Source organism: Aeromonas sp. FDAARGOS 1414, from assembly GCF_019047065.1.
In the GTDB taxonomy this organism is placed as follows: domain Bacteria; phylum Pseudomonadota; class Gammaproteobacteria; order Enterobacterales; family Aeromonadaceae; genus Aeromonas; species Aeromonas veronii_A.
Genome location: NZ_CP077210.1, coordinates 2,675,566 through 2,689,855, shown reverse-complemented (window position 1 = coordinate 2,689,855; position 14,290 = coordinate 2,675,566). Strand labels below are relative to the sequence as shown.

At 58.9% G+C, this 14,290-nt stretch carries 5 protein-coding genes, 6 tRNA genes and 2 riboswitches; of the genes, 7 read left to right on the top strand and 4 right to left on the bottom strand.

The features are described 5' to 3' along the window. Positions 1 to 29 precede the first annotated feature (29 nt). From I6L44_RS11920 to I6L44_RS11910, 3 genes are all read right to left on the bottom strand, one after another. Entirely contained in the window at positions 30 to 1,967 is a 1,938-nt protein-coding gene (locus tag I6L44_RS11920; RefSeq protein WP_216951928.1) for a methyl-accepting chemotaxis protein, read from the bottom strand. Positions 1,968 to 2,072: 105 nt separating this feature from the next. Continuing rightward, complete coding sequence (locus I6L44_RS11915) at positions 2,073 to 2,957, bottom strand: DMT family transporter (protein WP_216951927.1); 885 nt, start codon at positions 2,955 to 2,957, stop codon at positions 2,073 to 2,075. A 207-nt stretch (positions 2,958 to 3,164) separates the two neighbouring features. After that, positions 3,165 to 3,241, bottom strand: a tRNA-Arg gene (locus I6L44_RS11910). Positions 3,242 to 3,697: 456 nt separating this feature from the next. Next, positions 3,698 to 3,785: riboswitch (cyclic di-GMP riboswitch) on the top strand. 98 nt (positions 3,786 to 3,883) lie between these two features. Here I6L44_RS11910 and I6L44_RS11905 point away from each other — a divergent pair. From I6L44_RS11905 to I6L44_RS11880, 6 genes are all read left to right on the top strand, one after another. Continuing rightward, the gene (locus tag I6L44_RS11905) at positions 3,884 to 6,481 is read left to right on the top strand and encodes a glycosyl hydrolase family 18 protein (protein ID WP_216951926.1); all 2,598 of its coding nucleotides are present in this window, start codon (positions 3,884 to 3,886) and stop codon (positions 6,479 to 6,481) included. A 1,258-nt stretch (positions 6,482 to 7,739) separates the two neighbouring features. Further along, positions 7,740 to 7,815, top strand: a tRNA-Ala gene (locus tag I6L44_RS11900). 28 nt (positions 7,816 to 7,843) lie between these two features. Then, positions 7,844 to 7,919: transfer RNA gene (locus tag I6L44_RS11895), tRNA-Ala, on the top strand. A 65-nt stretch (positions 7,920 to 7,984) separates the two neighbouring features. Further along, a tRNA-Ala gene (locus I6L44_RS11890) sits at positions 7,985 to 8,060 on the top strand. A gap of 48 nt (positions 8,061 to 8,108) precedes the next feature. Next, positions 8,109 to 8,184 (top strand) — tRNA-Ala (locus I6L44_RS11885). 33 nt (positions 8,185 to 8,217) lie between these two features. Next, positions 8,218 to 8,293: transfer RNA gene (locus tag I6L44_RS11880), tRNA-Ala, on the top strand. 171 nt (positions 8,294 to 8,464) lie between these two features. On the opposite strand, the gene I6L44_RS11875 is transcribed toward I6L44_RS11880, so the two are convergent. Continuing rightward, positions 8,465 to 10,648 carry an ExeM/NucH family extracellular endonuclease gene (locus I6L44_RS11875; protein WP_216951925.1) on the bottom strand — a complete coding sequence of 728 codons (2,184 nt, stop codon included), beginning with the start codon at positions 10,646 to 10,648 and terminating at the stop codon, positions 8,465 to 8,467. 296 nt (positions 10,649 to 10,944) lie between these two features. After that, a riboswitch (cyclic di-GMP riboswitch) is annotated at positions 10,945 to 11,030 on the top strand. A 148-nt stretch (positions 11,031 to 11,178) separates the two neighbouring features. Here I6L44_RS11875 and I6L44_RS11870 point away from each other — a divergent pair. Further along, positions 11,179 to 14,181 (top strand): glycosyl hydrolase family 18 protein, encoded by a 3,003-nt coding sequence (locus I6L44_RS11870; protein ID WP_216954446.1) that lies wholly within the window; start codon positions 11,179 to 11,181, stop codon positions 14,179 to 14,181. The last annotated feature ends 109 nt before the right edge of the window (positions 14,182 to 14,290 follow it).

The following is a 14,290-nucleotide window of genomic DNA, read 5'->3' as shown; positions in this document are numbered from 1 at the left end:
GAATTGGTGGGGATGTGGGGCGAATAGGGTCAGCCTTGCTGGCCGAGGATGCGGGGGATCTGTTGCGCCTGATGGTGGATATGGGACGAGACCTGCACCGAGAGCTGACTCACCTGACGGGCATGCTGATGGATACGGGCGATAAGATCGGCAAAACTGGCCAGTTTGTGTTCCTGACTTTTGGCGTTGTCGGCCCCCTGCAGGGCGATCACTGCGGTGTTGCGGGCGATCTCCCTCACCGCCTGGGTAGTCTGGCGCAGTTGTTCCGCCTGTGCCCGCTGGCGGCTTGATTCGCTGGTGATCCGGTTCAGTACAGTGCCAAGCTGTTCACCGGATTGGGTCAGACGCCCCAGAATATCGGTGATCTGGTTGAGGGATTGCTGGGTATTGGCAGAGAGGTGGCGCACTTCATCGGCAACCACGGCAAAGCCGCGTCCCTGTTCCCCTGCGCGGGCCGCTTCGATGGCGGCGTTGAGGGCCAGCAAGTTGGTCTGCTGAGCGATATGACCGATCACATCGACAATGGCCGTCACATCGGCAACCGAGCGGGTGAGGGCTTGCAGCGCCTCATCGCTCTCGTCAATCGCCAGTCCTGTCTGATGAGTGGCGTGCAGCATGCTCCCCACCAGATCTTCGCTCTGGCTCATCGCCTGTTCGTTATGGTGGGCATGCTGGGCGATGTCGGCGGCGACCTGATGGACCTCTCCGGCCAGCAGGTTCAGCTCATCCATCATCTGGCCGCTCTCGTCGACCACCTGTTCGGTGGTGCGGGTGCTGTGGTGGATCTCGTCAACCTGACTGACCATTCCTTGCAGACTGAGGGATACCGCTGACAGCTGCCCCTCTTTCTGTTGCTGGTCCAGTTGCAGGCGACCGATCAGCCGATTGTAGCTGGCAACAATATCGGCCAGCTCGTTGCGATCGCGCCCGGCAGGCAACGGCTCGGCCTGCCCCGTCTGATCGAGCTGCAGAAAGGCTCCACGCAGTCGCAACAAGGGGGTGAGCAGCCAGCGTCGTTGCACCAGCGCAAACAGCAGGGCGACTATCACCAGACAGAGCGCCAGCGTGCCGAGGATGGTGGCCAGCTCCTGATTGACGGCTTGCCGTTCGTGGGCAAGTAGTTCCCCCATCTGTCTGGTCGCTTGCAACATGGCCATGATGTCTTGCTGCACGGTCTGGCGGCCAGCCTGTTGTTGCTGAAGCGCCGTGCGGCTGTTGGCCAGCTCCTGCGGATAGCGGCCCAGCAGCGAGCGTAATTCGCTGCGTGGTTGATCTCCCAGCTCCTTGCGCACCGGCTCCCCCAGCGTGAACTCATCGGCGGGCGCCTCTTCATACAGGCCGATCAGCGGCAAGGCTTGCAGTGCTTGCGCCTGTTTTTGCAGTGCCTCCAGCTCGAAGCGGATCCCTTCGAGCAGCTTTTCATTGCCCTGCTCCATATAGCTTTGGCGCAAATGGGCGAGGCGCGGCAGGCCCGCCAGGATCTCGGCCGCACCGCTGCGATATTGTTGTGCCGCGGCAGATTGTTCTGTGCTGGCACCTTGCTCCCCATAGCGGATCAGCGCCATGGCCTGGCTGCCCAGCTCACTCTCCGCATTTTGCAGCAGCAGCTGGCTGTTGCCCGAGAGCTTGCCTGCGGCCTGATAGTCGTGTGCGATGCGCTGCCCCATCTGTTCGAGTTGCTGCCTGAGCGGGGCCGCCACGGCATCATCCTGAGTGGTCAGCGAGGAAAGCGCTTGCTGGCGGATCTTCTCCGCAGCGGTCAGTTGCTGTGGATCGCCGCTGTTGAGGTAGTCACGCAGGCTGTTTTGCAGGGTCACTGTCACCAGTTGTTGCAGCGTCTCGTGCTGATGCTGGGCCTGATTGGTACGGGCAAGCTGTTGCCAGCCGTGGTAGAGGGCCAGCGCCTGTCCTCCCGCGACCAGTAACAAAACAAGGGAGGAGAGGGTGGCGTAATGGGCGATTTTCACGGGGTAATTCCTGTCAGCACAGACCATGGGGGAGCGTGGCCAGAGCCTAAACAGGGATGATGGCGTTTTTATGACAGCATGGTCAGGTGGTCCTATCTTGCCGGCTTAACTGGCTGGGGATACCTGAGCGCTGTTGCGTTGGCCAAGCATACCGAGCAGGGCGCCTCCCATGATAAGTGCACCGGCCAGCAGATGGCGCGAAGTCAGCGTTTCTCCATTGAGCAACACCAGCAGCAAGGTACTCAGCAGCGGTGTCAGGTAGGCAAGGGCACCGATCCGGCGTGGATCGCCGTCTCGCAGTGCCAGATACCAGGTCACAAAGGCCGCCCCCATAGGGCCCAGCGCCAGCCCGATGATCAGCCACCAGTCACTGGTGGGGATCTGCGCGAGCGGCAGGGGCCCCTCCAGCAGACGGGCAAGCAGCAGCGCCAGCAAACCCGCGGGCAGACAGGCTGCCGCAGTGACCACGGCGGGGGCTGGCGGCAGACGGCGTGATAATACCGAGTAGGCTCCCCAGACGACAGCTGCACCGAGCGCCAACAGGTATCCCGGCAGATAGGTCTGTTGCAGTTGCAGCTCGCCATTGACCATCACCAGCATGGAGCCCGCCAGACCAAAGGCGCCAGCCAGCAGATGACGGGCATGGAGTGGATGGCCGGGCAACAACAGCGGGGTGAACAGAATGATGCAGAGCGGCCAGAGGTAGTTGATGAGGTTGGCCTCCAGCACCGGGGCATGGCGAAAACTCATAAAGAGCAGCAGATGGTAGAGCAGCAATGCCGTAACCGTCACCAGCCAGGTAATAGGACGAGCGCGCCATTGGCGCCAAAACGGCAAGGCCCCGACCCCGCAGAAAAACAGCACCAGCCCGACCAGCACCAGTGGTGACACGCTGGTGACCCGTGACGTCAGCGCCGCCAGTGAGGCCCACAGCACAATGGTCAGCAGTGCAAAACCGGTGGATCTATCCCACCAGGAACATCCGGACATCCAACACTCCTTTGCAAGATGAAGCTGCTGGCTTTGCCGTAGGGCTCAGCCAAAAAAAGCAGTCTATCAGAGAGAGGAGAGATGCCGAATGCCGCGTGAATACAATTACTTGTGACTTGGTGAGAATTTTGATGGTGCAAGCAGAGTGCTGCTGGACGTCGAACGAATCGCCAAAGAGATGAGTGAATGCGAAAAGGGGATGATGGGTGGCGTCCCAGGCAGGATTCGAACCTGCGACCTCGCCCTTAGGAGGGGCGCGCGCTATCCAGCTGTGCCACTGGGACGTGCGGGCATTATATAAAAATGCCAATAAAAATAAACAACTGCGTATGTCTGTTTATCCAGTTGCTTACATTCTGGCCGGATTGTACGTTTGTGCTCTGGGGGTCAGATAAACAAGTTTGTGGTGTCTGAATAAGAAGGGGTGGGGGGAGGAAGATACTGGTATGCAATAAATTGACTTTTAATTCACTTGTTGCCGTGAGGTATGGCTACCTCTTGTTGTGTTGTGCCACAGGTATTGAGCTTTTGTCGTTTTATTTTGTTTTAGTGAAATATTTAGCTTAATCAGTTGGGTAGCTATTAATCATGGCCAATGCTCCCTTGTATTTTAAAGATGAATCATGAAGCTATGGCTCAGCGTCAGGTACGGCCAGTAGCGGGTTTGGAATGGTCTTGTTTGCTTAGTTATATAAATTGCCATAGAGTTAATTCGCGATTAGTTATCGCCGAAAATAAAGTTGTGACAAGGGCAAACCGATTGAAAAGTCGGGACGCAAAGCCTCCGGTCTAAAGGCGTTGTTGAGCTGGGATAGCGGGGCCACCACAGTGTTATGCTGGCTGCCTTTGCCAAGGGGTAGTCGTGTTTGTGTTGCCTGTCGTGTTGTGTTGCCCTTTCGTTTGTCCATAACGTAAAGGAAAACAATATGCTAAGTCCAAAACCCGCATTGCTGGCCATGATGGTCGGCTCCCTGCTTGCCTCATCTGCCGTTTATGCGGCTGCGCCGGGCAAGCCCACCATCGGCTGGGGTCCCATCAAGTTCGCCATTGTTGAAGTGGATCAGGCGGCAACCTCCTACAACAATCTGGTCAAGGTCAAGGATGCCGCCGATGTGGAGGTGAACTGGAACCTCTGGAGCGGTGACGTCGGCCAGACTGCCAAGGTACTGCTTGATGGCAAGGAGGTGTGGTCTGGCCCCTCTGCTGCTGCAGGCACGGCCAAATTCAAGGTGAACAAAGGTGGGCGCTACCAGATGCAGGTGGCCCTCTGCAATGCCGATGGCTGTACTCTCTCTGATGCCAAGGAGATCGTGGTCGCCGATACCGATGGCAGCCACCTGGCGCCGCTAAAGGCCGCGTTGCAGGAGAACAACAAGCCCTACGCCAACAAGTCCGGCAAGGTGGTCGGTACCTACTACGTGGAGTGGGGCGTCTATGGTCGCAAGTTCACAGTGGACAAGATCCCGGCCCAGAACCTGACCCATATCCTCTATGGTTTCACCCCCATCTGTGGCGGGGATGGCCTCAACGATAGCCTCAAGGAGATCGAAGGGAGCTTCCAGGCGTTGCAACGTGCGTGTGCCGGTCGTGCCGACTTCAAGGTTGCGATCCACGATCCTTGGGCCGCCGTTCAGATGCCGCAAAGTGGCCTGACTGCCTATGACGAGCCTTACAAGGGTAACTTCGGTGCCCTGATGGCGCTCAAACAGGCTTACCCTGACCTCAAGATCCTCCCCTCCGTCGGCGGCTGGACCCTTTCCGACCCCTTCTACTTCCTCGGTGACAAAACCAAGCGCGATACCTTCGTCGCCTCGGTCAAAGAGTTCCTGCAGACCTGGAAATTCTTCGATGGCGTGGACATTGACTGGGAGTATCCGGGCGGACAGGGTGCCAACCCGAAGCTGGGTAGCCCGAGTGATGGTGCCACCTACGTGGCCCTGATGAAGGAGCTGCGCGCCATGCTCGACGAGCTGGAGTCGCAGACTGGTCGCCAGTATGAGCTGACGTCGGCTATCGGGGCCGGGGGGGACAAGATCCAGGATGTGGACTACAGGGCGGCCCAACCCTATATGGACCACATCTTTATGATGACCTACGACTACAACGGCGCCTGGAGCAACACCGAGTTGGGCCACCAGACTAACCTCTACGCGGCGAGCTGGGATCCCGATACCAAGTACACCACCGACAAGGCAGTCAACCTGATGCTGGCGCAAGGGGTTGACCCCGGCAAGCTGGTGGTCGGTGCCGCCATGTATGGCCGTGGCTGGACTGGCGTGAGCGGCTATCAGGGCAACAACCCCTTCACCGGCAAGGCGACCGGCAAGGTGAAAGGCACCTGGGAAGATGGCGTGGTCGATTACCGCGACATCGTCAACAACCGGATGGGAGCTGGCTGGGAGAAGAGCTACGACGAGGTGGCCGAGGCTCCCTATCTGTTCAAGGCTTCGACCGGCGATCTCATCACCTATGACAACGACCGCTCGGTCAAGGCCAAGGGGCAGTATGTGCTAGCCAACAAGCTGGGCGGCCTCTTCTCCTGGGAGATTGATGCCGACAACGGCGACATCCTCAATGCCATGCACGAGGGGTTGGGTCACGGCGAGGGAACCACTCCGCCAGCTAACAAGCCGCCGGTGGCCAACGCGGGCAGCGATCTGAGTGTCACTGGCCCGACCGAGGTGACGCTGAATGGTTCCGCGTCCCACGACGCGGAAAATGGCGCCCTCACCTATAGCTGGAAGCAGGTATCCGGCCCGCAGGCCACCCTGTTTGATGCCACTCAGGCCAAGGCCCGCGTTGTACTCGATGCCGTGTCCACCGACATCAATCTGGTGTTCGAGCTGACAGTGACCGATGACCAGCAGTTGAGTGCCAAGGATCAGGTGGTGGTCACCAACAAGGCGCCGCAGCCCAACCTGCCGCCACTGGTGAGCCTGCCGGCTACCGCTTCCGTGGAGTCTGGCAAGCAGGTGACCCTCAAGGCGACCGCGTCTGACCCGAACGGTGATCCGCTCACCTATCAGTGGACGGTACCGGCCGGCCTCACCGCCAGCGGTCAGAACAGCGCCACCCTGGTGGTCACCGGCCCGAGCGTCACCAGCGACACCGCCTATGACCTTAGCCTCACCGTCTCCGACGGCGCGCTGGATGCCAGCGCGGCAACCCGTCTGACGGTCAAGCCGGTCAGCGGTGGTGGCGGTTGCTCGGCCACCGATCCGGATGCGGCCAACTGGCCTGCCTGGCAGGCGAGCAAGGTCTACAACGGCGGTGACAAGGTGAGTCACAACCAGCTGGTGTGGCAGGCCAAGTATTGGACTCAGGGCAACGAGCCGAGCCGTACCGCAGATCAGTGGTTGCTGGTGAGCAAGGTGCAACTGGGTTGGGATGCCAATGTAGCTTACAACGGTGGCGAGATCACCACCCATAATGGCCGTCAATGGAAAGCGCAATACTGGACCAAGGGCAACGAGCCCGGCAAACACGACGTCTGGCAGGATGTGGGGGCCGCCAGCTGTAAATAAGGCTTGAGTTGTGGCGGGGCATGCTGGTCATGCCCCGCTTTTGCAACCCGCGGCGCTGAACATTGGTTGCTCTGCCAATCCCTCTTTTTCTGCTCTGTCTTGTATCCGGTCAGGCCGACTTGTGGTGCCGGCATGAAGGCTCTCCCCAAGTGATGGCTGCACTGCTCTCTGATAAGGTGTGAACCTGATTCGTGGTAACCTTTCCGCTGTTGTAATTACACTGCTGGAAAGTCTGCGGCCGAATATTTTCAGGTTGCCCGAGAGGCGAGCATCCCGCTGTTGGCGAGACAGGCCAGCGGGTCGGTATCGCCAGGATGAGGGCTTGCTCAACTTCGCTTGCTCTTTTTAAATCTCTGTCCGTCGTCATGCTGTCCCTTCATGCAGTACCTAATCGACGGCATTTGGCTGTTGAACAAGGATGGCAAGCATTATAGCCAGCTTCCCGGATGCTGGTGTTATCCAAGCCAGCGCTCCCGGCAAGGGGATTTCATGGTGTCATACCTGGATCAGGCCGAGATCCCGCAATGAGCCGATGCAATAAAAGATGGGGCCTGCGGGCCCCATTCTTGTTTGGTGGAGTTCAGGTTTGGCCGTGGAACATCTGGCCCGGACAGGACAGCGCCTCGAGAGGGCTGTGTGATGATGTGTGTTGTAGTTTTATTACGTTTTCCGTGAAAGACTTTCAGCAATTATTTGCCGTAGCGGAAGTAGTATTCACGGGTGGAGGGGGCATAGGCATCTTTCTCTACAACGCCGTTCTTGGTGGTTGCACCGCGCAGGTGGAACAGGACTGCCAGATTCTCAAACATGGTTTACCTCATCGCTCTGTCATTTATGGTTATGGTGTGTGACCTGGGTCACGGTTTGATCCTATGGTCATTTGTGAGCCAGATCAACTTTCTGTGTTGTAAATTTACAAAAATCATGGAAAGGGTTTTCAAATGCAATGCCCTTTATGGAAAGGCTTTCCCGAGGTGACGGGGGAGAAGCTGATTACCAGCCAGCATAGAGAGGTCTGAGAGCGGGAGCGTTGCACGGGGAAAGAGGCTCGCTGCACGGCCTCTCCTTTATAGGTGCTTGAGCCAATTTGTGACATAAAACAGAGAGATAGCACGCGCCTTGCTGGTAAAAACAGCGAACTGCTGCAATTTTGACTAAACGAATCAGTCGCGGTTATTTTAGGGTTGACAGCAAAGCGGGTGATGCATATCATGCGCCTCCGTTGCCGGAGATAACTTCGTCAGCACCGAGGTGAGTTGGGGTTATAGCTCAGCTGGGAGAGCGCTTGCATGGCATGCAAGAGGTCCGCGGTTCGATCCCGCGTAGCTCCACCAAATTCTCCTCGAACAATCTGGAATCAAAGGGGTTATAGCTCAGCTGGGAGAGCGCTTGCATGGCATGCAAGAGGTCCGCGGTTCGATCCCGCGTAGCTCCACCAGATTCTTGATTGTTGTATTGAATACCCAGGGCAGTGTGGTGTGTATCACCCAAGCCGACCTTTGTGGGGTTATAGCTCAGCTGGGAGAGCGCTTGCATGGCATGCAAGAGGTCCGCGGTTCGATCCCGCGTAGCTCCACCATTATTTAGGATGAATGGCCGCCAGAACCATTCATTGAGTACCGAATTTGGGGTTATAGCTCAGCTGGGAGAGCGCTTGCATGGCATGCAAGAGGTCCGCGGTTCGATCCCGCGTAGCTCCACCAAATTCAGAGTGACTACCGTCATTCACACAAATCGGGGTTATAGCTCAGCTGGGAGAGCGCTTGCATGGCATGCAAGAGGTCCGCGGTTCGATCCCGCGTAGCTCCACCAAATTCTTGTTACAAGAAGCAATAAGGCCACCGCATCGCGGTGGCCTTTTTGTTTTCTCCATCATTTATTTTCTCCATACGTCCGTGCCTTTCATTTGTAAATCCAATGACCTGAATGAAAAAGCCCGCGAGAGTCGCGGGCTTTGCTTGCACTATTCAAATGCGCCTGTGGTTAACGGCGACGTCGCCAGGCCAGTGGCAACAGGGCTAGCAGGCCGAGTCCCAGCGCACCACCGCCTGAGGAGGTGTCCGGTTTGGTGGCATCGCTCTCCAGTCTCAGGTCGACGATGATGGGATCATGGTCGGAGGCACTGAAGGGGTTGTCAGACTTGAGCAATGTGCCGGTGTACTTGCTGCCGTATTCGAACAGGGAGCTTTCGAAGGAGTTGATGTGCCAGTCGGCGACACCTGCCACCTTGCTGGCCAGCGCCGGGTTGGCGAGGGCATAGTCAAGGGTGCCCAGCTCCCCGTCGTAGCTGTAGGAGATGGCTTTCTCCTTGTTGAATTTGACGTTGAGATCGATCAGGCCGTAGCTGCGAGTCACTTCGCGACCGAGCTGTTCATAGGAGTGATCACCGATAAAGGTGTGAGAGGCCGATACGATCTTACGCTCGCTGGTGGCCGGGTTGTAGTCGGTCAGCACCCGGATCGGATCTTCCTTGGCGTAGGAGTTGAAGTCGCCAACCAGCAGCACCTGGCCCGGCAGTTTGCTGACTGCCTCACCCAGCACCTTGGCGGCAGAGACCCGGAACTCGGTGCACTTGCCCTGCAGGTCGGCCGGTTCTGTCTTGCCATCGCCATTTTCGTAGCAGCCTGACCCCTTGGATTTGAGGTGGTTGACCACCAGTGTCAGCGGCTCCTTGCTCTTGGCGAGGGTGAAGGTCTGAACCAGCGAGTCGCGCTGACCGGCTGTCTTGGCCACACCACCTGTGGTGTAGCGCTGCTCCGGCAGCTTGATGACGCTGGCATCTCCGCTGGGGGTGAGCAGGGCAGGACGGTAGATCATTGCCACCATGATGGCGTCACCGCCGAAGAACTTGCCATCGGTAAGAGCAGTGACCGGCAGACGCACATAGGCGTAGTGTTTGCTCGCATCCTTTTGCTGTTCGTTGAGGCGGGTCACCAGATTGTGGAGGGCAGAGTTATCCTCGAAGCCGTTGTTCTCCATCTCCATCAGGCCGAGCAGATCGGCATCCATTGCGGTGATGGCATTGACGATCTTGGTGCGCTGCTTCTCGAACTCGGGCTGGCTCTTGGCACCCCGGTTGCAACCTTTGGCGTTGTCGGCATCCGCCTGATCCTTGCACAGGATATTGAGTGCACCGCCGATGCTGGAGTGACTGGTGAAGTAGTTGAGCACGTTGAAGCTGCCGATCCGCAGATCGCTGCCAGAGAGGCGAGCCGGCGCGTCTTGACGATCCTCTTCAGGGCTGCGCAGCAGAGCACCGGCAGCCAGGGTGACGTCGCTCGGTACCACCAGACGGAAGGCATCCTTGTTATAGACGATCACCCCCTCCAGCCCGGTCAGTTGATCACCGATACGCAGATAGCCCTGATCGGCATCCCAGCCTGGGAACCAGGGCAGTACGCCATCCGGTGCTTTGTAATCAGACTCTACTACCAGACGGTTGCTGCCATTTTTGGTAGCCAGCGCGACAGCGTCCGCACTGTTGGCGACATGGAGCTGGGTCGGTTTGATCAGCGGGGTTTTGTGGGCCAGCTCTAGGTTGTTGCGATAGACCTTGTAGTCGAAGCCGTAATTGCGGGTCAGGTGCAGGTCACTGCTGCTGTCGAGACGTACCCGCATCCCTTCGTGGCGATTGAGCGCTTGCGCCAGCGTCTCCCCTTCATTGACCTGCAGTACGCTGGTCGGCACCGCCAGTCCTTGCGCTGTGACCTGCAGGCGGGCTTTGCTGGATTCGAAGGTGGGTTTGAGCTGGGTGCCGCCGTAATACTCCTCGACTTTGGCTTCGAGGCAGAGTTCTGCCCCCGGTTTGATGTCGGCATAGTTGGTCGCAAACTCCTTGTCGTTCAGATAGACAAAGATGCCGTCAGAGGTGGCCGGATTGCCATCACCCACCGGGTCGGTCAGATAGAAACCCTTGGTCAGACTTTGGCCCAGCGTTGTCACGATACCGCGAACGTTGAAGGTGCCCGTGCTGATTTTACCGGTCACATTGCCGTTCTTGTCGGTCACGGTCTGGGTGGCCAGCGCGCTGGCGGAGCCTGTGCCCTGAATGGTCGGGATGGGGGTGAGTTGAGCCGGATCGGACGGGCAGACAAATGCCGCATGGGCGCCTGAGGATGCAAGTGCCAGCCCCACGGCCAGCGACAGCAGGGTACGAGTACCTTTCATAGGTGTTCCTTTTTTATTTTTGCCAGTGATTCCATAGCCTTGGCTCGTTGACCAAGGGCGCGCATTGTCACATTTCTGGCATGTCGTACCAGTGAGCCAACGCACATTCCAGGGATACAAACGAGCGCAAAGCAGCTTTTTTTGACTTGGCTAACATCTTGAAGTTACTGATAAAAGACCTATCAAGTGCGTCGGTGAGAAAGTGTGATCCTGCCGGCAACCACATATTTTTCTTCGAGAATGAAGATTGAGACTCAGCTGGTTGATTCCTATACTCGGCTTGTTCCTCACGGAACCCAGGTAAAGGGCAAACCGGTCGAGATGCCGGGACGCAATGCCTCCGGTCTTCAGAGCGTGCGATCCAGATAGCGGGGCTTCCCAGGGTGAGGGTGACGTTTGTGGCAGGTCCATTGCCAGTTGTCTGCGCCCATCACGCAGGTTGCGCTTGTTCTTTGCCTTGGTGACCAATGCCAAGACAAAACAAGGAAGATAACAATATGCAACAGACCCTAAGGCCCAGCAGGCTTGCCATGCTGGTGGCTTTGGCTGCCATGCCCGCCTGGGCACAGGCCGCCTATCCCGCCTATCAGGCCGGTACTGCCTACAAGGCCGGCGACATCGTCAGCAACGTCGGCAATCTCTATGAGTGCAAAGAATTTCCCTACTCCGGCTGGTGCGGGGCCTCGCCCTATCACTACGCTCCCGGAGTGGGTGTGGTCTGGGCCGATGCCTGGAAGCTGTATGGCGGGGACGTGCCGCCACCGGCACTCGGCGTAGCCGTCAGCTCGCCAGCTGCCGGCGCCAGTTTCAACGAGGGGGCCAGCGTCGCGCTGGCGGTGACCCTGAGCGGCCCGGTGACGGCGCTGGTTCGGGTGGAATACCTCATCAACGGCAAGCTGGTCGCCACGGCGAGCGCCTCGCCCTGGAACGGCAGCTGGAGTGCCGCCGGTGTCGGCGCCCATGCCCTCAAGGCACGGGCACTGGATAAAGATGGCAAGGTGCTGAGCGAGGCGGATTCGAACTTCAACGTCGCCGCCGTGGTGGCGCCGGAGGCGCCCAAGGTGAGCATCAGCAGTCCGGCCAGCGGCGCCAAGGTGACCCTGGGTCGCAGCGTGGCGGTGAGCGGCAACGTCACCGATGCCAACAACGACGTCGCCAAGGTCGAGCTGTTCGTCGATGGCAAGAAGGTGGGCGAAGACACCAGTGCCCCCTGGCAGGTGAACTGGACGCCCCAGAGCAAGGGGCTGGCCGGCCTCAAGCTGGTGGCGACCGACAAGGAGAACCTGAGCGGCGAATCGAGCCAGGTCGACGTACAGGTGGAAGAGGCAGCCCTGCCGCCCACCGGCGGCAACCTCTCCTGCGACATTCGCCAGATCTACCGCCCGGACGGCTACGAGTGCATGGGGGATGACCACGCCCGTCGGGTCATCGGTTATTTCACCTCCTGGCGTACCGGCAAGAACGGCTTGCCCTCCTATCTGGTGAGCGACATTCCCTGGGACAAGATCACCCATATCAACTATGCCTTCGCGGCGGTGGACGAGCAGAGCCACACCATCAAGGTGGACGACTCGGCGACCAAGATGACCTGGGACGGCGTGCCGGGTGCCGAGATGGATCCGGAGTTTGCCTACAAGGGCCACTTCAACCTGCTGTCGAAGTACAAGAAGCAGTATCCGGACGTGAAGACCCTCATCTCGGTGGGGGGCTGGGCCGATACCCGCGGCTTCTATACCGCCACCACCAAGGGTGACTGCTCGGTCAATACTGCCGGTATCAACACCCTGGCTGATTCGGCGGTGAGTTTTATCCGCCAGTACGGCTTTGATGGGGTCGATATCGACTACGAATACCCCACCTCGATGAAGGATGCGGGCAACCCCAACGACTTCCCGCTCTCCAACCAGTGCCGTGGCAAGCTGTTTGCCAACTACAAGGTGCTGATGCAGACTCTGCGCAGCAAGCTCGACAGCGCCGGCAGCGAGGATGGTCGCAAGTACATGCTGACCATCGCCTCGCCGGCCTCGGCCTACCTGCTGCGCGGCATGGAGAACTTCCAGGTCACCCAGTACCTCGACTACGTCAACCTGATGACTTACGACTTCCACGGCGCTTGGAACAACTTCGTCGGTCACAACGCCGCCCTGTTTGACAACAAGGCGGATGCCGAACTTGCCCACTGGGGCGTCTATACCCAGAGCCAGTTTGGCGGTATCGGCTACCTCAACGCGGCCTGGTCTGCCCACTACTTCCGTGGCGCCCTGGCGGCCGGCAAGATCAACGTGGGCGTGCCTTACTACACCCGCGGCTGGCAAGGGGTCAGCGGTGGCACCCACGGCCTGGCTGGCAAGGCAGCCCTGCCGAGCCAGAGCGATTGTCAGCCGGGCACCGGTGGCAGCACCATTCCGTGCGGCAACGGGGCGGTCGGCATCGACAACATCTGGCACGATCTCGACAAGAACGGCAAGGAGATCGGCGGTGGCGCCGTGCCCATGTGGCATGCCAAGAACCTGGAGAACGCCGCCAGCCTGGGTATCACCACCATGCCGAGCTACGGCCAGGCCTGGGGGCTGGATCCCAACAACCCGGCCCACGTGATGCAGGGCAAGTACGTGCGTTACTACGATGACAAGGCGCAGGCGCCTTGGCTGTGGAACGAAGAGAAGAAGGTGTTCCTCTCCACCGAAGATGAAGAGTCCATGGGCCACAAGCTTGACTACATCATCAAGCGGGGCCTGGGCGGGGTCATGTTCTGGGAGATGGCGGGTGACTACGCCTTCGATCCGGCCAAGAACGAGTACGGCATGGGCAGCACGCTGACCACGCTCGCCTACGAGAAGTTTGCCAAGGCGACCAAGTACAACACCAAGCAGAACGATCTGGCGGCGCCAACCGCCCAGCTCGACATCGCGGTGAGCCTCTCCGGCTTCAAGGAGGGGGATTCCAACTACCCGATCAATCCGACCCTGAAGCTTACCAACAACTCGACCCAGACCATTCCGGGCGGTACTCGCATCGAGTTCCTGGTGCCTACCTCCACCTCCGACACCATCACCGACCAAAGCGGGATGGGGCTGAAAGTGGTGGAGAGCGGTGGCAACCAGAACTCCGACGGCATCGCGGGCGAGAAGGACTTCCACAAGGCGGCCTTTACGCTGCCGACCTGGAAGGCGTGGGCGCCGGGCAGCGACGTGGAAGTGGCGATGACCTACTATCTGCCGGCCGCCGGTGTGCCGAGCGGTATCCGCATCATCAGCGGCACCCAGACTGCGGGCCTCAAGGCTGAGTTCCCGACCCTGCCGGAGGCCGTGCTGGGCAGCAATGGTGGCGGTGAGAACCCGGGCGGCGCCACCTGCAGCAGCCAGAACGTCAACCCTGCCTCCTACAAGGCTTACCCGAACTGGCCGCAGGGGGATCATGCCAATGGTGGTGATCGCATCACCCATAACAAGATGGTGTGGCAGGCCAACTGGTGGACCAGCAGCGAGCCCAAGGCAAGCGACGGCAGCTGGAAGTCTGTCTGTAGTTATTGATTTTAAAATCAATGATATAAGTGAGGCTTCGGCCTCACTTTTTTTATCTGGTTGGTCACTCTGGTTGAAAATGCGCCTGCCCTTCCTGGCAGGCAGCCTCTATACTAGA

Excerpts from the sequence above, each read along its gene's own strand:
- I6L44_RS11875 (WP_216951925.1), bottom strand. The coding sequence starts at position 10,648 with ATGAAAGGTACTCGTACCCTGCTGTCGCTGGCCGTGGGGCTGGCACTT.
- I6L44_RS11905 (WP_216951926.1), top strand. The coding sequence starts at position 3,884 with ATGCTAAGTCCAAAACCCGCATTGCTGGCCATGATGGTCGGCTCCCTG.
- I6L44_RS11915 (WP_216951927.1), bottom strand. The coding sequence starts at position 2,957 with ATGTCCGGATGTTCCTGGTGGGATAGATCCACCGGTTTTGCACTGCTG.
- I6L44_RS11870 (WP_216954446.1), top strand. The coding sequence starts at position 11,179 with ATGCTGGTGGCTTTGGCTGCCATGCCCGCCTGGGCACAGGCCGCCTAT.